The sequence below is a fragment of the Streptococcus sp. 4155 genome (assembly GCF_013276695.1).
In the GTDB taxonomy this organism is placed as follows: Bacteria; Bacillota; Bacilli; order Lactobacillales; family Streptococcaceae; genus Streptococcus; species Streptococcus pseudopneumoniae.
The window spans coordinates 1-18466 of record NZ_VMLM01000002.1; the positions used below are offsets into that span (position 1 = coordinate 1).

General features: G+C 37.6%; 17 protein-coding genes and 3 pseudogenes. 19 read left to right on the forward strand and 1 reads right to left on the reverse strand.

What is annotated here, in order from left to right; translation table 11 throughout:
- Window positions 1–229, forward strand: a 229-nt coding sequence (locus HT715_RS00260; RefSeq protein WP_172922780.1) for a transposase, incomplete at its 5' end; no start/stop codon positions are given.
- Between the two features lie 53 nt (window positions 230–282).
- Here HT715_RS00260 and HT715_RS00265 read toward each other — a convergent pair.
- Complete coding sequence (locus HT715_RS00265) at window positions 283–405, reverse strand: hypothetical protein (protein WP_007285182.1); 123 nt, start codon at window positions 403–405, stop codon at window positions 283–285.
- Window positions 406–435: 30 nt separating this feature from the next.
- Here HT715_RS00265 and HT715_RS00270 point away from each other — a divergent pair, with 30 nt between their 5' ends.
- The 18 genes and pseudogenes from HT715_RS00270 to HT715_RS00355 all read left to right on the forward strand — a co-directional run.
- Complete coding sequence (locus HT715_RS00270; RefSeq protein ID WP_000368739.1) at window positions 436–669, forward strand: DUF1858 domain-containing protein; 234 nt, start codon at window positions 436–438, stop codon at window positions 667–669.
- Entirely contained in the window at window positions 669–2003 is a 1335-nt protein-coding gene (locus tag HT715_RS00275; RefSeq protein ID WP_138707075.1) for a DUF438 domain-containing protein, read from the forward strand. Before HT715_RS00270 ends, HT715_RS00275 begins: the two co-directional genes overlap by 1 nt.
- Window positions 2004–2012: 9 nt before the next feature.
- Entirely contained in the window at window positions 2013–2267 is a 255-nt protein-coding gene (locus tag HT715_RS00280) for a DUF1912 family protein (protein WP_023933271.1), read from the forward strand.
- Between the two features lie 95 nt (window positions 2268–2362).
- Window positions 2363–2758 (forward strand): helix-hairpin-helix domain-containing protein, encoded by a 396-nt coding sequence (locus HT715_RS00285; RefSeq protein WP_050136464.1) that lies wholly within the window; start codon window positions 2363–2365, stop codon window positions 2756–2758.
- A 282-nt stretch (window positions 2759–3040) separates the two neighbouring features.
- Window positions 3041–3618: pseudogene (locus tag HT715_RS00290) on the forward strand (flavin reductase family protein).
- Entirely contained in the window at window positions 3605–4165 is a 561-nt protein-coding gene (locus HT715_RS00295) for a GNAT family protein (RefSeq protein WP_023933266.1), read from the forward strand. Before HT715_RS00290 ends, HT715_RS00295 begins: the two are co-directional and overlap by 14 nt.
- Complete coding sequence (locus HT715_RS00300; protein ID WP_031222973.1) at window positions 4165–4743, forward strand: AAA family ATPase; 579 nt, start codon at window positions 4165–4167, stop codon at window positions 4741–4743. Before HT715_RS00295 ends, HT715_RS00300 begins: the two co-directional genes overlap by 1 nt.
- A 296-nt stretch (window positions 4744–5039) precedes the next feature.
- Window positions 5040–5237, forward strand: a complete 198-nt coding sequence (locus tag HT715_RS00305; RefSeq protein ID WP_007284866.1) for a hypothetical protein — start codon at window positions 5040–5042, stop codon at window positions 5235–5237.
- Window positions 5238–5267: 30 nt separating this feature from the next.
- Window positions 5268–5423, forward strand: a complete 156-nt coding sequence (locus HT715_RS00310; protein ID WP_004237269.1) for a hypothetical protein — start codon at window positions 5268–5270, stop codon at window positions 5421–5423.
- Window positions 5424–5428: 5 nt separating this feature from the next.
- Complete coding sequence (locus tag HT715_RS00315) at window positions 5429–6661, forward strand: beta-carotene 15,15'-monooxygenase (protein ID WP_166732056.1); 1233 nt, start codon at window positions 5429–5431, stop codon at window positions 6659–6661.
- A gap of 298 nt (window positions 6662–6959) precedes the next feature.
- Window positions 6960–8201: a hypothetical protein gene (locus tag HT715_RS00320; protein WP_050971555.1), complete on the forward strand. Its 1242-nt coding sequence runs from the start codon at window positions 6960–6962 to the stop codon at window positions 8199–8201.
- A 31-nt stretch (window positions 8202–8232) separates the two neighbouring features.
- Window positions 8233–9234 (forward strand): virulence RhuM family protein, encoded by a 1002-nt coding sequence (locus HT715_RS00325; RefSeq protein WP_031243479.1) that lies wholly within the window; start codon window positions 8233–8235, stop codon window positions 9232–9234.
- A gap of 126 nt (window positions 9235–9360) precedes the next feature.
- Window positions 9361–12012, forward strand: coding sequence for a valine--tRNA ligase (locus HT715_RS00330; RefSeq protein ID WP_138706790.1), 2652 nt, complete (start codon window positions 9361–9363; stop codon window positions 12010–12012).
- A gap of 106 nt (window positions 12013–12118) precedes the next feature.
- Entirely contained in the window at window positions 12119–13462 is a 1344-nt protein-coding gene (locus HT715_RS00335) for an AAA family ATPase (protein ID WP_000778677.1), read from the forward strand.
- Window positions 13452–14018: a hypothetical protein gene (locus tag HT715_RS00340; RefSeq protein WP_138706792.1), complete on the forward strand. Its 567-nt coding sequence runs from the start codon at window positions 13452–13454 to the stop codon at window positions 14016–14018. Before HT715_RS00335 ends, HT715_RS00340 begins: the two co-directional genes overlap by 11 nt.
- A 356-nt stretch (window positions 14019–14374) precedes the next feature.
- Window positions 14375–15178 carry a Fic/DOC family protein gene (locus tag HT715_RS00345; protein ID WP_023936623.1) on the forward strand — a complete coding sequence of 268 codons (804 nt, stop codon included), beginning with the start codon at window positions 14375–14377 and terminating at the stop codon, window positions 15176–15178.
- 271 nt (window positions 15179–15449) lie between these two features.
- Window positions 15450–16555, forward strand: a pseudogene (locus HT715_RS00350) (DEAD/DEAH box helicase); the annotation flags it as partial.
- A gap of 99 nt (window positions 16556–16654) precedes the next feature.
- Window positions 16655–18232, forward strand: a pseudogene (locus tag HT715_RS00355) (DEAD/DEAH box helicase family protein); the annotation flags it as partial.
- Window positions 18233–18466: the final 234 nt, after the last annotated feature.

Sequence of the window (18466 nt, forward strand, 5' to 3'; positions counted from 1 at the left end):
GAAGACACCTCATGTTATTATCGTGGACAATGCTAGTTTTGATCCCAAGAACATTTTGGATGAACTCTGCATCCAAGATAAACACTTTTTCTTACCTCTACCGCCTTATTCACCAGATTTGAATCCTATTGAGCAAGCTTGGGCTATCTTGAAAAAGAAAGTAACAGATTTATTAAGGGAAGTCCCAACTATTTTTGAATGGTTGGAACGCTTTTTAAAAACTAAATGACTATATAAGCAGTAAAATCATTTTATACTCTTCGAAAATCTCTTCAAACCAGGTCAGCGTCCATCTGCAACCTCAAAACAGTATTTTGATCTGACTTCGTCAGTTCTATCCACAACCTCAAAACACTGTTTTGAGCAACCTGCGGCTAGCTTCCTAGTTTGCTCTTTGATTTTCATTGAGTATTAGAACATACAAAGGAGGTCGTCATGGACAATATCATCGATGTGTCAATTCCCGTTGCAGAAGTGGTGGACAAGCATCCAGAAGTCTTGGAAATTCTAGTGGAGTTGGGTTTTAAACCCCTTGCCAATCCCTTAATGCGCAACACAGTTGGTCGTAAAGTATCGCTCAAACAAGGTTCTAAGCTTGAAGGAACTCCTATGGACAAGATTGTCCGCACGCTGGAAGCAAACGGTTACGAAGTGATTGGGTTAGACTAATGGCAGATGAACGAATTCATGTCCTGCGGGATATTTTGTTAGAATTGCATAATGGCTCCTCTCCTGAGTCGGTTCAGGAGCGCTTTGATGCGACCTTTACAGGTGTTTCAGCCATCGAGATTTCCCTTATGGAGCACGAGCTGATGAACTCAGACTCAGGTGTCACCTTTGAAGATGTCATGGAACTCTGTGATGTTCATGCCAATCTTTTTAAAAATGCTGTTAAGGATGTCGAAGTTGCAGATACCGAGCACCCAGGTCACCCAGTTCGGATTTTCAAAGAAGAAAATCTAGCCCTCCGTGCGGCCTTGATTCGTATTCGGAGATTGTTGGATACCTATGAGTCTATGGAAGATGAAGAAATGCTGGCGGAGATGCGCAAGGGCTTGGTGCGTCAGATGGGTCTTTTGGGGCAATTTGACATCCATTACCAACGTAAGGAAGAGCTCTTCTTCCCCATCATGGAGCGCTATGGACACGATTCACCTCCAAAAGTTATGTGGGGAGTGGATGATCAGATCAGGGAACTCTTTCAAACAGCTTTAGCGACAGCCAAGTCACTACCAGAAGTGTCAATTAGCAGCGTAAAAGAAGCTTTTGAAGCTTTTGCGACAGAGTTTGAAAGTATGATTTTCAAGGAAGAATCTATCCTTCTCATGATTCTCCTTGAGTCCTTTACTCAGGATGACTGGCTTCAGATTGCGGAGGAGAGCGATGCCTATGGCTATGCTATTATCCGTCCGTCTGAGAAATGGGTGCCAGAACGCCAGAGTTTTGTTGAGGAAAAGAGTGAAGAGGAGCCTGTACAGCTAGATACGGCAGAGGGTCAAGTTCAGCAGGTTATTGATACGCCAGAAGGACAGTTTACCATTACCTTTACCCCTAAGGAAAAGGAAGCAGTGCTGGACCGCCATAGTCAGCAGTCTTTTGGTAATGGCTATCTTTCAGTCGAGCAGGCTAATCTCATCCTCAATCACCTCCCCATGGAAATTACCTTTGTCAATAAAGACGATATTTTCCAGTATTACAATGACAATACGCCAGCTGATGAGATGATTTTCAAACGAACACCGTCCCAAGTTGGGCGCAATGTCGAACTCTGTCATCCACCTAAGTACTTGGACAAGGTCAAAACCATCATGAAGGGGCTTCGTGAGGGAACCAAGGACAAGTATGAAATGTGGATTAAGTCTGAGTCGCGAGGTAAGTTTGTCCACATCACCTATGCTGCAGTACACGATGAAAACGGAGAATTCCAAGGTGTACTGGAATACGTTCAGGATATCCATCCCTACCGTGAGATTGATACGGACTATTTCCGTGGATTAGAATAAGGAGAAAAAATGAGTTACGAACAAGAATTTATGAAGGAATTTGAAGCTTGGGTCAATACCCAAATCATGATTAACGACATGGCGCACAAGGAAAGCCAAAAAGTTTACGAAGAAGACCAGGACGAGCGTGCCAAAGATGCCATGATTCGCTACGAGAGTCGCTTGGATGCTTATCTGTTCTTGCTTGGTAAGTTTGAAAACTTCAAAGTAGGCAAGGGATTCCATGATTTGCCAGAAGGCTTGTTTGGTGAGCGAAATTATTAAACGAGAAAGATTCTTGATTTTTCACTAAAATCTTGATAGAATGTTTATGTTAAATCCTTGTCAGAGCAGGGATTTTTTATTGAAAGGATTTTATCATGTCAAAGAAACTCAATCGTAAAAAACAATTGCGAAATGGCCTCCGTCGCGCAGGTGCCTTTTCAAGTACTGTGACTAAGGTTGTAGATGAGACAAAAAAAGTCGTGAAGCGTGCAGAACAGTCAGCAAGCGCAGCTGGTAAGGCTGTTTCTAAAAAAGTTGAACAAGCAGTAGAAGCTACCAAAGAGCAAGCTCAAAAAGTAGTTAATTCTGTAGAAGATTTTGCAGCAAATTTGGGTGGACTTCCACTTGATCGTGCCAAGACTTTCTATGATGAAGGAATCAAGTCTGCTTCAGATTTCAAAAACTGGACTGAAAAAGAACTCCTTGCCTTGAAAGGAATCGGCCCAGCTACCATCAAGAAATTGAAAGAAAATGGCATCAAGTTCAAGTAATTTTTCTTTAGTCTTGCATTTCCGAGAAAAACTTGCTACAATAGAGCCATTAGAGGTGTTTTGAATCCCACATTTTACAGAAAGTGGCGGCGCTGAGAAGTCCACAAATGTGTCAAAACTGGTTGCTAATGACTGAAAAAATGAAATATTTCTGTCTTTTTATTTTAAAGACTAAAGATGCGGGCTTGGCCCGAAATTGGGTGGTACCGCGGATAAACACATTCGTCCCTGTCATGTAGATGGCAGGGATTTTCTTTTGCGTCTTAGTCAAAGGAGCTTGTTATGAAGCAATCTTTTAAAACAAGTAAACTCTATTATGGTTTTCCTATCTTCATTTTGGGGTATCAGGATCAGAATTTTGGACACAATATTACGACCTGTAGCTCCTCTTATAGCTTGGGAGATTGGCTAGCCATTGGTGTCGGAGCTGAGGAAAATGCGGCTGAGCAAATCAAGCATTACCAGAAGTTTACTGTGAATATTCCTGATGAAAATCTCATGCTCGAGATGGAGCAGGCTGGTTTTATCAGTCATAGAGAGAAATTGAAACACCTGGGGCTAGACTACGAGATTTCTGAACGGACTCAGGCACCGATTTTAGAGGTTTGTCCAGTCGTGTTAGAATGTCAGGTAGATAGGATTGATGAGGAAGAGGGAATTTGTCATATTTTCGCTAAGATTGTTGAGCGATTTGTTGACCCAGAACTTTTGGATGAAAAGGGACATTTTAGAAATGACCGTTTTGCACCTACTTACTTTATGGGGATGGCCACCAGCGCGTTTATCGCTATTTAGATGACCGAGTAGACCCTATGGGGAGCTTCATTAAGAAAGCGAGGATGAAGGATGTCAAGAGCTGAATTACCAGAACGATTAGAAACCGAACGACTCGTCCTACGAGTTCGTACAGTGGCAGATGCTGAGGATATCCATACCTACGCTAGTTTGCCAGAGGTCGCCTATCCAGCAGGTTTTCCTCCAGTCAAGACCTTGGAAGATGAGATTTATTATCTGGAGCACATTCTTCCGGAGCGTAATCAAAAGGAAAATCTCCCAGCAGGCTACGGGATTGTCGTCAAAGGAACGGATAAGATCGTTGGCTCTGTCGATTTCAACCATCGCCATGAAGATGATGTGCTGGAAATCGGTTATACCTTACACCCAGACTATTGGGGGCGAGGTTATGTGCCAGAAGCAGCGCTTGCCTTGATTGACTTAGCCTTTAAAGATTTGGGTCTTCACAAGATTGAACTAACTTGCTTTGGATATAACCTTCAAAGTAAACGAGTCGCGGAAAAGCTTGGCTTTACCCTCGAAGCTCGCATAAGAGACCGAAAGGATGTTCAAGGAAACCGCTGTGACAGTCTGATATATGGCTTGCTGAAGAGCGAGTGGGAGGTGATTTGATGCATCTTTTCATCATTGGTGCTCCAGCATCAGGAAAAATGACCATTGGTCAAGAATTATCTCGACTGACGGATGCTACCCTATTTTATAACCATCAAGCCATTGATTTTGCACTAGAAATCTATCAGGACTATACAGAGGAAATGTGGGAATTTGTTCGTGGAATCACTTTTTCATTCCTTGGAGCAAGTGCAAGAAATCAGCGATCAGTAATTTTAACAGATGTAATTGATTTTTCAAATCAGTATCAGCTGATGTATTTAAAGCAAATTCAGAATTTGTTGGATGATTATCATCAAGAGATTCTTTTTGTTGAGTTGGAAACAAGTCTTGAAGAGTGCATACGTCGAAATCGAACGGAGAATCGATTAAAGCACAAACCCTTAAAACGGCATATTGAGGTATCTGAAAGAGAAATTTTAGAGACCGCTGAAACACTTCAATTAAATTCCCAATATCAACCGAATGAGTTGCACCACTACTTTAAAATAAATAATACGAATTTGTCTGCAGAAGAAGCTGCTAAGCAAATTCAAAATAAAATGAATACAATAGAGAAAGGACACACACATATCTAAACAACTTCATGAAGACGTTCTCAAGACTCAAGAAGTTCAAAAGTCTCAATCTTTTTCGTTCGTGATTCCTACCACCAAATGTAACTGGAAAACTCTACCTTAATCGCGCTTGGAGTACACCCTTCAAAGTAAACGAATCACAAAGAAACTGGGATTTCCCATTTAAGCCTGTATCCGAGGTCGTAAGAATATCCAATACAGCAGAGGTAGAGTTTGATTTATTGAAGAATGAGTTAGAGGAGAAAATAGATGGCTAAAAAGAAAAATAGAAAAAAGAATTAAACCGCCAGCAAAAGTTGGATATCAAAGTCGTTTCTGAAGAAGAGGTTGTCTGGACAGAACTACTGGCTAAAAAACCAACTTTTGTAGAACGTCGGACCATTCAAAATTTCGATGAACTACATACAACAGTGATGCAATATGCTGATGAACATGGAGAGTATCCAGATGTTCAGCTAATCAATTACCAACTGAAAAATAGGATTTTTGATTAGAATCAGGATCATGCTTTATTTAGAGAAGCTATGCATACTCCAAATACACAGAAGCGAAATGAACTGTTAAAACAAGTTTTAAAGATCAATCCAGATTATTTTGCTGCTGATTTTCACCCATTCTTATCAGAGGTTGAAGATTTTGATTTACCAACCTTTAGATTAGATTTAGGAGGCAAAGATTGAAATTAATGTATTATTTTAATACTGACAATAGATTGAAGAATCTTTTTGCTCAAACTTGGAAAATACTTATGTATGCGCTAACGTATTTTCCAATAATATCTCTAATTGTATTCTGTCTTACCGATTTTAAATTAGTTATAATTTTACAATTTGCCTTGATACTAATATATGTGTTTAACTATAAAAATCGATTTAATAAGTTTAGAGTTTTTCTTACTAAAAGTACTAAATCTTTAGCTTTTATGAACGCATGGGATGGAATATTTTGCGGAATCTTGACTTACATTCTTTATAACCTAAATCTAGTTGAATCAACTTTAATCAACTTATCTCAATATTTTTTTATTAATTATGGCATAAGTAAAAATCACATAAATAACTGGATTATCATTGTAATACTTTTAATATTACCATTTGTATTATCTGTTATAAAAACTGCAGGATCAATCAAGATATTTCAAAAAGTTAATAAAATAGATATCGTAAAGGGAAAGACACTGTGGAATGTATATGCCACGATGCTTATTATTTCGTTTTTATGGTATTATATCTATATTTATTACTTTATTTCTAAAGCTATTGATTTTCATTCCGATTTAATAACTGACATTTTTATATTTAATTCATTTATTGCGCTTTATTTAATATTCTGGTGGAGAATTCATAATCTAATTAGACATGGTGCAAAAGATACCAAAGAAGTAATAGCATCATGGCTAACTGGAACAATCTGTATATTGTTGTTAGCAATATTTAATCAAGTTGAAAATGAATTAATAAATGCTTTAACCTGGTTTTTGCCAATATTAATTCCTAGTCTAATTGGAGAAATAAATTCTCAATTTGATACAAAAAAATATAAGAAAAAACCAATAAGAACTGAGAAAATGGATAGACACCTCTATCGAACTCAACTATATAGTTTTCTTACTCTATTAATGTTGAGTATTATTCCAAAGTTAACCGAAATTATTTGGGGTTTAAAGATTAAGATGAAATTGGTCGAATTTATAACTCCCGCAGCTGATTGGATGTCTGAATTATTTGCCTCAACTATAATTATTTTCGTTTGTTTCATATTATCATTAGTTATTGGGAAGGCTATAATTTGGTTATTACAGTATTTCTATTTAAACACCCATAATGGATATTACGTGTATCGTGACAACATGCACAGTGTATTAATAAATCGTAGATATAAAAGAAATATTCATAAAAGGAGAAAAAATAATGTCTAATCAACTTTCACCTAAATACACTCCATCCTATGTTTAGGCTGGTCGTTACAAAAATGCCTTGATACGGATGTTTTCAAGCCGGCAGGAGATCAAAAGGCTAAGCCTTATTCAATCGTGATTCCCACCACCAAATGTAACTGGAAAAAACTCTACCTTAGTCACGCTTGGGGGATAACTTTCAAAGTAAACGAATCACAAAGAAACTGAGATTTCCCATTCAAGCCTGTAGCTGAGTCCCAAAGGATATCTAAGCCAGTTGAGTCGGGTCTATTGAAGAATGAGTTAGAGGAGAAAATAGATGGCTAAAAAGAAAAATAGAAAAAAAGAATTAAAACGCCAGCAAAAGTTGGATATCAAAATTATTTCTGAAGAAGAGGCTGCTTGGACAGAAATAATGGCTAAAAAACCAACTTTTGTAGAACGTCGTACCATTCAAAATTTCGATGAACTACATACAGCAGTGATGCAATATGCTGATGAACATGGAGAGTATCCAGATGTCCAGCTAATCAATTACCAACTAAAAAATAGGACTTTTGATTGGAATCAGGATCACGCTTTATTTAGAGAAGCTATGCATACTCCAAATACACAAAAGCGAAATAAACTGTTAAAGCAAGTTTTAAAGATCAATCCAGATTATTTTGCGGCTGATTTTCACTTATTCTTATCAGAAGTTAAAGATTTTGATTTACCAACCTTTAAAAAAGTACTGGATTTTGAAGTTCTAGTTTTAGAAAAATGGAAAATGAACGGATACAATAGTTGGAATTATTTTGAAGCTCGCCCTATCCTGTCTGCTCTGATGTTTCTGATTGAATATTATATGACAGAAAAATTTTACTTTAAGGCTTTGGACTTGGTTAACTTATACTTAAGTAAGCGACCAGAACGTTTTCCTCCTAATTTTGTCTTCTGTATGCTTTCCTTGTATCATATTACTGGTCAGGAATTAAAGGTTGAACGTTTCTATTGTGAAGAATTAAATAAAGGAAAGCGGGATGATACCATCCTTATTCATGCCATCATCTCTGCTTTTTCTCAAGGAAAAATTGAGGAAGCCAGTCAGCTATTTGCAAAATTAGTGGAAATCAATGATGAAGCTGTTGAATTCTTCATAGAGAAAGACTGGCAATTCAATATTTTAGACATTGAAGAACAAGAATGCTATTGTCCAAATTCAGTTGAATCGCTACAAGCTAGTTTGTATCCTCTGCTTGACTATTTACAAGAAAATATTATCTTAACAGAATTTTTAACAAAAGAAGCCAAGAAATTCCGTCGTAAACCAGTATTTTCGAATCATTCCAGTGTGTTAAGAAATCTATCCCAGGTTACAGACTGGTACTCCTTTATGAGCGAGGAAAAAATGAAGGGAATCCGGATGGATCTTGTTCGCATCTTTGTTGAAAATGGGATTCGTACATCTTCAGATTTCAAAAAATGGACTGAAAAAGAAGTTCTCGCTTTGAAGGGAATTGGTCCTGTAACCGTTAAAAAGCTGAAAGAAAACGGCATAAAGTTTAAGAAAGAGAAGTAATTGTTTATGGAAGGGGGGAGGTGAAATTGTCTTGAATGAAATTTCTAATTTCATCCTGTATACTACACCCAATGGCCATGTTCAGCTAGATATCCTTTTACAAGATGAAAATCTTTGGTTGACTCAAAAAGGTCTTGCAGAGCTCTTTGGAGTTGAACGAAGTGTCATTACAAAGCACTTAAAAAACATTTATGATAGTGGTGAGTTGGATAAGGTGTCAACTTGTGCAAAATTTGCACAGGTTCAACAAGAGGGAAATAGAACTGTCCGACGTGAACTTGAATATTACAATCTGGATGCTATCATTTCAGTTGGCTATCGCGTAAATTCCAGCAAGGCTACTCAATTTAGAATTTGGGCAACCAAGACCTTGAAAGAATTTATCATCAAAGGTTTTGTTTTGAATGATGAACGCTTGAAACAAGGACAGACAGTTTTCGGACAAGATTATTTCCGTGAACTTTTAGAACGAATTCGCTCTATTCGTTCTAGCGAGCGCCGAATCTATCAACAAATTACGGATATCTTTGCCGAATGTGCCATAGATTATGATCGAAACTCGGATATTACTAAAAACTTCTATGCTATGGTGCAAAATAAATTTCATTATGCAATTACTGGAAGTACGGCTGCAGAAATTATCTATCAGCAAGCTGATGCTAGTAAAGAAAAAATGGGATTAACTACTTGGAAACATGCACCTGATGGACGAGTGCTCAAATCAGATGTAACGGTAGTCAAAAATTATTTGCAAGAAAAAGAAATTCGACAACTAGAGCGAACTGTTACAGCCTATTTTGATTATATCGAGGGTTTAGTTGAGCGCCGTAATACGTTTACAATGCGAGGATTGGCAGATAGTATTGATCGCTTTCTATCCTTTAATGAATATGAAATCTTAGAAGGAAAAGGAAGCATTTCCAAGAAACAAGCAGACTCAAAAGCCATCCAAGAGTATGAAAAATTTAACCGAACTCAAAAAATTATATCGGACTTTGATAAACATATTCTGAAGATAATGAGAGAAAGTTAATGTAAAATTTTTATACAGTTTCTTTTTTACTAATAGAAGATACTGAAAAAATCAGATGTGCTGAATCAAGGCATATCTTCTACATACTAATTTTATTTAAAGATATTAACTAGAAAGGACACACACATGTCTAAAGAACTTTCACCTAAATACAATCCAGCCGAGGTTGAGGCTGGTCGTTACCAAAAATGGCTTGACGCTGATGTTTTCAAGCCTTCAGGAGATCAAAAGGCTAAGCCTTATTCAATCGTCATTCCGCCACCAAACGTAACTGGGAAACTTCACCTTGGTCACGCTTGGGATACGACTTTGCAAGATATCATCATCCGTCAAAAACGCATGCAAGGCTTTGATACCCTTTGGCTTCCAGGTATGGATCACGCTGGGATTGCCACTCAGGCTAAGGTTGAGGAGCGCTTGCGTGGAGAAGGCATTACACGTTATGACCTAGGTCGTAAAAAATTCCTCGACAAGGTCTGGAAATGGAAAGACGAATATGCCACTACTATCAAGGAACAATGGGGTAAGATGGGGCTCTCTGTAGACTACTCTCGTGAGCGTTTCACTCTTGACGAAGGTTTGTCAAAAGCTGTTCGTAAGGTCTTTGTGGACCTTTACAAGAAAGGGTGGATCTATCGTGGTGAATTCATCATCAACTGGGACCCAGCTGCACGCACAGCCCTTTCTGATATTGAAGTTATCCACAAGGATATCGAAGGTGCCTTCTACCACATGAACTACATGCTGGAAGACGGATCTCGCGCCCTTGAAGTTGCGACCACTCGTCCTGAGACCATGTTTGGGGACGTTGCGGTTGCGGTCAATCCAGAAGACCCACGCTACAAGGACTTGATCGGTAAAAACGTCGTCCTTCCAATCGCTAATAAATTGATCCCAATCGTTGGTGATGAGCACGCAGATCCTGAGTTTGGTACTGGTGTCGTGAAAATTACACCTGCCCACGATCCAAACGACTTCTTGGTTGGTCAACGTCACAACTTGCCACAAGTCAATGTTATGAACGACGACGGTACTATGAATGACTTAGCCTTCGAATTTGCAGGCATGGACCGTTTTGAAGCTCGTAAGGCAGTCGTTGCTAAGTTGGAAGAAATCGGTGCCCTCGTTAAAATTGAAAAACGTGTCCACAGTGTTGGTCACTCAGAGCGTACTGGTGTTGTGGTTGAACCACGCTTGTCTACTCAATGGTTCGTCAAGATGGACCATTTGGCTAAGAACGCCATTGCCAACCAAGACACAGAGGACAAGGTTGAATTCTACCCACCTCGTTTCAACGATACCTTCCTCCAATGGATGGAAAATGTCCACGACTGGGTAATCTCTCGTCAGCTCTGGTGGGGTCACCAAATCCCTGCTTGGTACAATGCTGAGGGTGAAATGTACGTTGGCGAAGAAGCTCCAGAAGGTGACGGATGGACTCAGGACGAAGACGTCTTGGATACTTGGTTCAGTTCTGCCCTTTGGCCATTCTCAACTATGGGCTGGCCTGATGTCGACTCAGCAGACTTCAAACGTTACTTCCCAACTTCAACCTTGGTAACAGGTTACGACATCATCTTCTTCTGGGTGTCTCGTATGATCTTCCAGTCATTGGAATTCACAGGCCGTCAACCATTCCAAAACGTGCTTATCCACGGTCTCATTCGTGACGAGCAAGGACGCAAGATGTCTAAGTCTCTCGGTAACGGGATTGACCCAATGGATGTCATCGAGAAATACGGTGCCGATGCCCTTCGTTGGTTCCTTTCAAACGGTTCTGCACCAGGTCAAGACGTCCGCTTCTCTTACGAGAAAATGGATGCCTCATGGAACTTCATTAACAAGATCTGGAACATCTCTCGCTACATCCTCATGAACAATGAAGGCTTGACCCTTGAGCAAGCAACTGCCAATGTGGAAAAAGTTGACAACAAGGAAGCTGGAAATGTCACAGATCGCTGGATTCTCCACAACCTCAATGAAACCATCGGAAAAGCAACTGCCAACTTTGACAAGTTTGAGTTTGGTGTGGCTGGACACATCCTCTACAACTTCATCTGGGATGAGTTTGCGGACTGGTATGTTGAGTTGACCAAGGAAGTCCTTTATAGTGACAACGAAGAAGAGAAAGTCATCACGCGTTCTGTTCTCCTTTATACTTTGGATAAGATTCTTCGTCTCCTTCACCCGATCATGCCATTCGTGACAGAGGAAATCTTTGGACAAATCTCAGAAGGCTCTATCGTGACAGCTGCATACCCAACTGTTAATCTAGCCTTTGAAGACCTTGCGGCTCACACTGGTGTGGAAAGTCTCAAAGACTTGATCCGTGCCGTTCGTAATGCGCGTGCGGAAGTAAACGTAGCACCAAGTAAGCCAATCACAATCCTTGTTAAGACTAGCGATAGTGACTTGGAAGCCTTCTTTAACAGCAATGTCAACTACATCAAACGTTTCACAAATCCAGAACACTTGGAAATTGCATCAAACATCCCTGCACCTGAACTCGCAATGTCAAGCATCATCACAGGAGCAGAAATCTACTTGCCACTGGCAGACCTCCTCAATGTCGAAGAAGAACTGGCTCGTCTCGACAAGGAACTGGCTAAATGGCAAAAAGAACTAGATATGGTGGGCAAGAAACTCTCTAACGAACGCTTCGTCGCCAATGCTAAACCAGAAGTCGTCCAAAAAGAACGCGACAAACAAGCCGACTACCAAGCCAAATACGACGCGACAGTTGCACGTATTGATGATATGAAGAAGTTGGTGAAGTAGTGTGAAGTGAGATATACTTGGAAGATGATTTACACCTCACACCTGCTTTTTTATGTAGTTTGTGTTAAACTGATAGTACTGCCTCCATGGTGAAAGGAGAATATATATGAAACTAACAATAGAAAATATAGGTAATGTAAAGAATGCAGAAATTGAAATAAATGGAATTTCAGTTATTGCAGGTCAAAATGGCACTGGAAAAAGTACAATAAGTCGTTCTTTATTTTCAATATTTAGTGCCAATTATGATGTTATAAAAAAAATTTCTAACGATCGAACTAAAGCAATTAATGATTTTTTAGAAGACTATCTCTCTGATATCGAAATGAATCGTAAAAATAATTCTGAAATAGGGATTGCTAGAAGAATCGTTCCGAGTTTCCTTTATACAGAATTGACAAAAATCATTTCAAAAAATTTATTGATATTTCTTGATAAAAATTATAGTGAACATAATAATGAATCCCTTAAGAAGAGTATCATTGAATCAATTAATGAATTCAATAAACGAAATTCAAAATACTTTGTATTAAATATTAAGGATTTGGACCTAAATGTTTTATCTGAAAATATAAAAGAAATTCTATCTCAGTCAGACCAATCTATCTTTAACCAAATTTTAACTGCTCATTTAACTGATGAATTTCATAATCAAATAAATAATATATACGACCCATTGACAGGACTAATTTCTTTAAGAATAAAAGATGAACAAATAAATGTTGAAGTTAACAAAAATAGAGCTACTGCAGATAAATTGATAAATTTTAAAACAGATGTAGTATACATAGATGATGCTGCTGCAATAGTTGAAAATTTATTTTCAACTAAATTTTTAAATAAATTTTCAACTAAATTTTTAAATGAATTTTTAAATAAAATTGATTTAAAATTGGATCATAATGCTCATTTAATGGAGCAGCTTAGAGATGAAAGAAACAACACTTACACATTACGAGCTAAGATAACTGACAGATTAAATTTGGTGTTTAATGAAATAAATCATATATTGAAGACTGATATTGTTAATAGTTCAGAAGATGAGGAAGATGAAAAAAAACTTAATATAATCAATTATTCTTCAGGTATGAAAACGTTCTATTTAATTAAATCTCTTTTAGAAAATGGTGTGATTAGAGAAAATGGGACACTCATTTTAGATGAACCAGAAGTCCATTTACATCCAGAATGGCAATTGAAATTTGCTGAAATTATAGTATTACTTCAGAAAGAATTTGGATTACATATCTTAATCAATTCCCATAGTCCTTATTTAGTTGAAGCGATTGATATATTTAGCAAAAAAAATGATACAAATGATTCTGTTAAGTATTATCTTGCTAATAGTTCTATTGAAGATGTTACTGACTCGATTGATAAGATTTATGAGCAAATGTATGTTCCTTTAAATCGCCTTGAGGAGCTAGCGGAGGATTTTGATGGTGAGTAAAATAATTTTCTCTATATTACATGATTTTAATATTAGATTTTCTGAATGTCGTAGCGATATTAAAACCTGCTCATATGATTCTGATTCTAACTATAATTTGGTAAACTCTAAATATACTTGTTATAATTTTGATAAGATTTCAGAAATTATTTTTAAAAAACATAGCTTTGATAAATGGCAATCTGTAGATACAATTCTGCCTCTTCTTCCTGTAGATGCTAATAGTAAATTATATTTAATAGAGTTTAAGAATTCAAAAAATATTCCATATGCTAACGTTAGAGCTAAAATATTATCGAGTTTGTTCCTACTAGAAAATTTTTATGGATTGCAAAAAACTGATTATAAAAAAATAGTGACAGTTACTGTAGTTAAATCACAAAAAGGTAAAAGACATTTAAATGAAATTAGACAACATCAGGCAAAAATAAGTGGTAAGTCACCTTATAAAGTTGAAAATTTTAGGGCTTTAGAAGATTTTTATGGAATTGAATCTTTTAAATATCCCCCTGAAAAATTTATAGAATTTATAGAGAATAATAATTTAGTCAGTTAAAATTAAAATACTAAAATTTTATAGCTTTGATTAAAAACCAGCTCACTACACAACAACCCCTCTAAGTTCGAACCGCTCTGAGAAGTACAACATTGCAGTTTCTTCTCAGGTGTTGGGGGATTTGAACAAACCAACGAGTTCAGAGTGGTGTATCCTATGAGTTTGATAAGTATGCAAGCTAGAATTATTCATTTAATCAAACCATTCATCCAAAAGGCATTACAAATGAGTGCATGGGATGTTGAGTATAACTCTTTTATTACTTCTTCATAGAACTTATTATGAATGTTTTTTATAGTTCACCCCAATTTCACCATTTACCGATGACACAGAAAAACAATTGAAAGGATATTTCTATGCAACCAACTTACAACATTGACAACCCAAACTTGTCTTATGAAGCTAAGCGTGACTTATGGCGGATAGGTTTTGGTCTGCAGAAAGTTGACAATCTAGTGCCATCAGCGTATATGGAATCTTTGGCTGAGAAACAGTCCCGGGGTGAACTGACTTACGAGCAGGTTTATGAGGATGCAACGGCTTATCACCATACTATTGATGCAAGTACGGAAGAGGCAGACTTGGTTTCTCTACGTATTGTAGAACTATTGTCTCGAAGAGGCTTTAGCTTTAGTCCTGCGACCTTACTTGCTATTCATAAGGAGTTGTTTCAAGATATATTTGAACCCTCTATTCCGGTGGGGCAATTTCGTCAGACCAATATCACAAAGAATGAACCTGTTTTGAATGGTGAAAGTGTTGTGTACTCTGATTACTCCATGATTCAAATGACCTTGGATTATGATTTTAATCAGGAAAAACAAGTTGCATATGCGACACTAACTCAGGCGGATGTGGTTAAACAAATCCAGCATTTTATTTCAGGAATCTGGCAGATTCATCCATTTCGCGAAGGAAACACTCGGACAGTAACGGTCTTTTTGATTCAGTATCTTCGTGAGTTTGGTTTTGATATTGATAATACACCATTTCAGCAACATGCCAAGTATTTTCGTGATGCCTTGGTATTAGATAATGCAAAGATTTTACAGCGACGTCCTGAGTTTTTAACAGCTTTTTTTGAAAATCTCTTGCTCGGTGGTCAAAATGATTTGTCTTCAGAAAAAATGTATCTAGATTTAGACCTCGATTTTTCATAATCCTAATACTGAGTAAACATTGAATTTTAGGAAAAAATGAAGCAAATATTCTCACAAGAAAACGTATATCATCAAAGTTTTAGGTCACTTGATAATATGCGTTTTTTGAATTTTATAGACTGCTCGTTTAAACTCTATTTACCTCGTACATTCCGGAGCGAGACGGAATATTAGCCACATACAAAATGAGTACTATTAGGATTTTATTTTCGTGTACAATTTCAGCTATTCTTGTTATAATCAGCCTATAGGAATCAAGGAGGTGATTGTTATGGCTGTTTTTGTGTCTTTGGATGGAATTGTGGTAGAAGTACTTGATGTCTTTTCTTCTTTTAATGGGGATAGTGAGTTTTTCTTGTGTAAACGTCTTAAAGACAAGAGTCAGTTTGTTATGGAACGCTCTCGGTTCGAGGAGATGTTCCAACTTCAAAGTAGTCACTTGACGACGCAAGAAAAATTACAATTGTTTACCTCCGTGTTTGCTGGCCGTTTTGATGTTTATGCTAAGAGTTTTATCAATGATCAAGGGAAAATTCAGTATTTTCCATCCTATGATTATGGTTGGAAGCAGTTGTCACCTGAAAAACGGAGTTTCCAGACATTGACGGATTCCGTTTTGAAATCTCATTTTCGTGGGGAGACAGCTATCGGTATCTTTCCTATGCACTTAGATGATAGCTGTTATTTTTTGGTACTTGATTTGGATGAAGGAGATTGGAAAGAAGCTGGTTTAACCATTCGAAGAATAGCCAGGGAACGCCAGATGGAAGCCCATTTAGAGATTTCTCGTTCGGGTCACGGACTCCATATTTGGTTCTTCTTTGAGGAAGCGATTCCGAGTCGAGAGGCTCGCTTGTTTGGAAAGAAACTGTTAGAACTGGCAATGCAGGAAAGTATGCAACTGTCCTTTGATTCTTTTGATCGCATGTTTCCAAATCAGGATGTTCTTCCTAAAGGTGGATTTGGTAATTTGATTGCCCTTCCTTTTCAAGGAGAAGCTTATCATCAAGGGCGAACGGTCTTTGTGGATGAACAGTTTCAGCCTTATGAAGACCAATGGAGGTATCTACAAGAAATTCAGAGGGTTTCAACTGCTAAAGTGGCACTGTTAATCCAAGAGGAGTTAGGTAAGGAAGAATTGGATAAGGAGTTGAAGGTCGTCTTATCCAATATGATCCAACTTGAAAAATCGTCTGTGACACCCAAGACACTGTTTTTCTTGAAAATATGGCTTCATTTTCTAATCCCGAATTTTATTTAAAGCAGGCTATGCGACAGCCAACCTATCAAATTCCTGAGCGAATGTATTTATTTGGAGAATCCGATCATTATTTATGGCTGCCAAGAGGTTTGCTGTATCCATTGCAAGATAAATTTAATACTCTTCGAAAATCTCTTCAAACCACGTCAGCTTCGCCTTGCCGTACTCAAGTACTGCCTACGGCTAGCTTCCTAGTTTGCTCTTTGATTTTCATTGAGTATGAGCAGGGATCTGTGGAAGATAGGAGAAAGGTACAAAGGTCTATTAGAGTGGAATTTAAGGGAGAACTCACTTTTGAGCAAGAGTTAGCCCTGTCAGATATGACTTCTAAAGAAAATGGTTTACTTCATGCGGAGACCGGTTTTGGAAAGACCGTTTTAGGTGCTGCTCTTATCTCTGAACGGAAAACAAAAACAATTATCCTAGTTCATAATAGGCAACTCTTAGACCAGTGGCTGGATCGCCTAAAGTGTTTTTTGACTTTCGAAGAGGAAGAAGCTACCCGTTATACGCCATCAGGTCGTGAAAGGGTAATAGGCTATGTCGGGCAGTACGGTGGGACTAAGAAATGGTTGAGTGGACTGGTTGATGTCGTTATGATCCAATCTCTATTTAAGTTGGAAAATAGTCAAAGTCTTTTGGATGAGTATGAGATGATGATTGTGGATGAGTGTCATCATGTCTCTGCCTTGATGTTTGAAAAAGTTGTTGCTCAGTTTAGAGGGAAGTATCTTTACGGTTTGACGGCTACGCCTGAGCGTAAGAATGGTCATGAGCCTATTGTTTTTCAGAGAATTGGTGAGATACTCCATACTGCTGATAAGAGGGAAACGGATTTTAAACGGCAATTGCAATTAAGATTCACTTCTTTTGGTCATTTGGAGATTGAAAAGACCAAAGCAAGTAATTTTATACAGCTTAGTGATTGGATTGCTACTGACTCAGTGAGGAATCAGTTGATTATCAAGGATATTCTAGACCAAGTGGCAGAAGGGCGGAATATCTTGGTTCTAGTCAATCGAATTCAACAGATAGATGTCTTTGAAAAGTTATTGAAAGAGAAAGAGGTTGATGACTGTTATATTATTAGCGGAAAAACCAAAGTCCGAGATAGAACAAGTTTAATGGAGACGTTAGAACAGTTAGATAAAGGGTTTGTTTTATTGTCTACTGGAAAATACATTGGCGAAGGTTTTGACTTGCCTCAGCTAGACACGCTTATATTGGCAGCACCCTTTTCTTGGAAAAATAATTTAATTCAGTATGCAGGTCGGATTCATAGAAACTACAAGGATAAGTCTTTGGTGCGGATTTTCGATTATGTGGATATTCATGTTCCTTATTTAGAAAAGATGTTTCAGAAACGACAAGTAGCTTATCGAAAGATGGATTATCGTGTCATCGAGGGTGAGGAGAAACAATTCGTTTATGTTGATAGTAGATATGAGAAGGTGTTGAGAGAGGACTTGGCAGGGGAAAGACAGGAATGTCTGCTTATTTTACCTTATGTGCACCAGACAAAACTGATGAATTTTCTAAAAGAATTTAGGATTAGTCAAATTGAGATATGTATACCAGAGACGGTTGCAAATAAAGCATGGCTAGACCAGTTGAAGAGCCAGAAAATTAAAGTGTCTTTTACTCAATCAAAAATAGTAACGCCTATTCTTTTGGTGAATAAGACTATTGTTTGGTATGGTGCAATGCCATTATTAGGGAAGGTAGATGAGATGACCATATTACGTTTGGAATCAGCTAGTATAGTTTCTGAACTAGTGGCAGGTTTACGATAGAGAAAATTTTTAAAAATTTCTATGTATGATTTTCATTTCTTTAGTGAGACTGTTGCCATTATCACATTCGAATCACACAAAATAAAAAAATTTCTACAAGTACTTGACAAATAGATTGAAATATCATAAAATGAAAATGGTTACAGAGTTATTAATTATTTAAGCTTCATGTCACCATTAAAAATTGAAATAAAAGGATGTTATCACTAATACAAGTGAGCAGGAACCTATTTA

What these genes read in the sequence shown, in the direction of transcription:
- HT715_RS00265 (WP_007285182.1), bottom strand. Translation starts at nt 405, where the DNA reads ATGAAAATCAAAGAGCAAACTAGGAAGCTAGCCGCAGGTTGCTCAAAA.
- HT715_RS00270 (WP_000368739.1), top strand. Translation starts at nt 436, where the DNA reads ATGGACAATATCATCGATGTGTCAATTCCCGTTGCAGAAGTGGTGGAC.
- HT715_RS00275 (WP_138707075.1), top strand. Translation starts at nt 669, where the DNA reads ATGGCAGATGAACGAATTCATGTCCTGCGGGATATTTTGTTAGAATTG.
- HT715_RS00280 (WP_023933271.1), top strand. Translation starts at nt 2,013, where the DNA reads ATGAGTTACGAACAAGAATTTATGAAGGAATTTGAAGCTTGGGTCAAT.
- HT715_RS00285 (WP_050136464.1), top strand. Translation starts at nt 2,363, where the DNA reads ATGTCAAAGAAACTCAATCGTAAAAAACAATTGCGAAATGGCCTCCGT.
- HT715_RS00295 (WP_023933266.1), top strand. Translation starts at nt 3,605, where the DNA reads ATGTCAAGAGCTGAATTACCAGAACGATTAGAAACCGAACGACTCGTC.
- HT715_RS00300 (WP_031222973.1), top strand. Translation starts at nt 4,165, where the DNA reads ATGCATCTTTTCATCATTGGTGCTCCAGCATCAGGAAAAATGACCATT.
- HT715_RS00310 (WP_004237269.1), top strand. Translation starts at nt 5,268, where the DNA reads ATGCATACTCCAAATACACAGAAGCGAAATGAACTGTTAAAACAAGTT.
- HT715_RS00315 (WP_166732056.1), top strand. Translation starts at nt 5,429, where the DNA reads ATGTATTATTTTAATACTGACAATAGATTGAAGAATCTTTTTGCTCAA.
- HT715_RS00320 (WP_050971555.1), top strand. Translation starts at nt 6,960, where the DNA reads ATGGCTAAAAAGAAAAATAGAAAAAAAGAATTAAAACGCCAGCAAAAG.
- HT715_RS00330 (WP_138706790.1), top strand. Translation starts at nt 9,361, where the DNA reads ATGTCTAAAGAACTTTCACCTAAATACAATCCAGCCGAGGTTGAGGCT.
- HT715_RS00335 (WP_000778677.1), top strand. Translation starts at nt 12,119, where the DNA reads ATGAAACTAACAATAGAAAATATAGGTAATGTAAAGAATGCAGAAATT.
- HT715_RS00340 (WP_138706792.1), top strand. Translation starts at nt 13,452, where the DNA reads ATGGTGAGTAAAATAATTTTCTCTATATTACATGATTTTAATATTAGA.
- HT715_RS00345 (WP_023936623.1), top strand. Translation starts at nt 14,375, where the DNA reads ATGCAACCAACTTACAACATTGACAACCCAAACTTGTCTTATGAAGCT.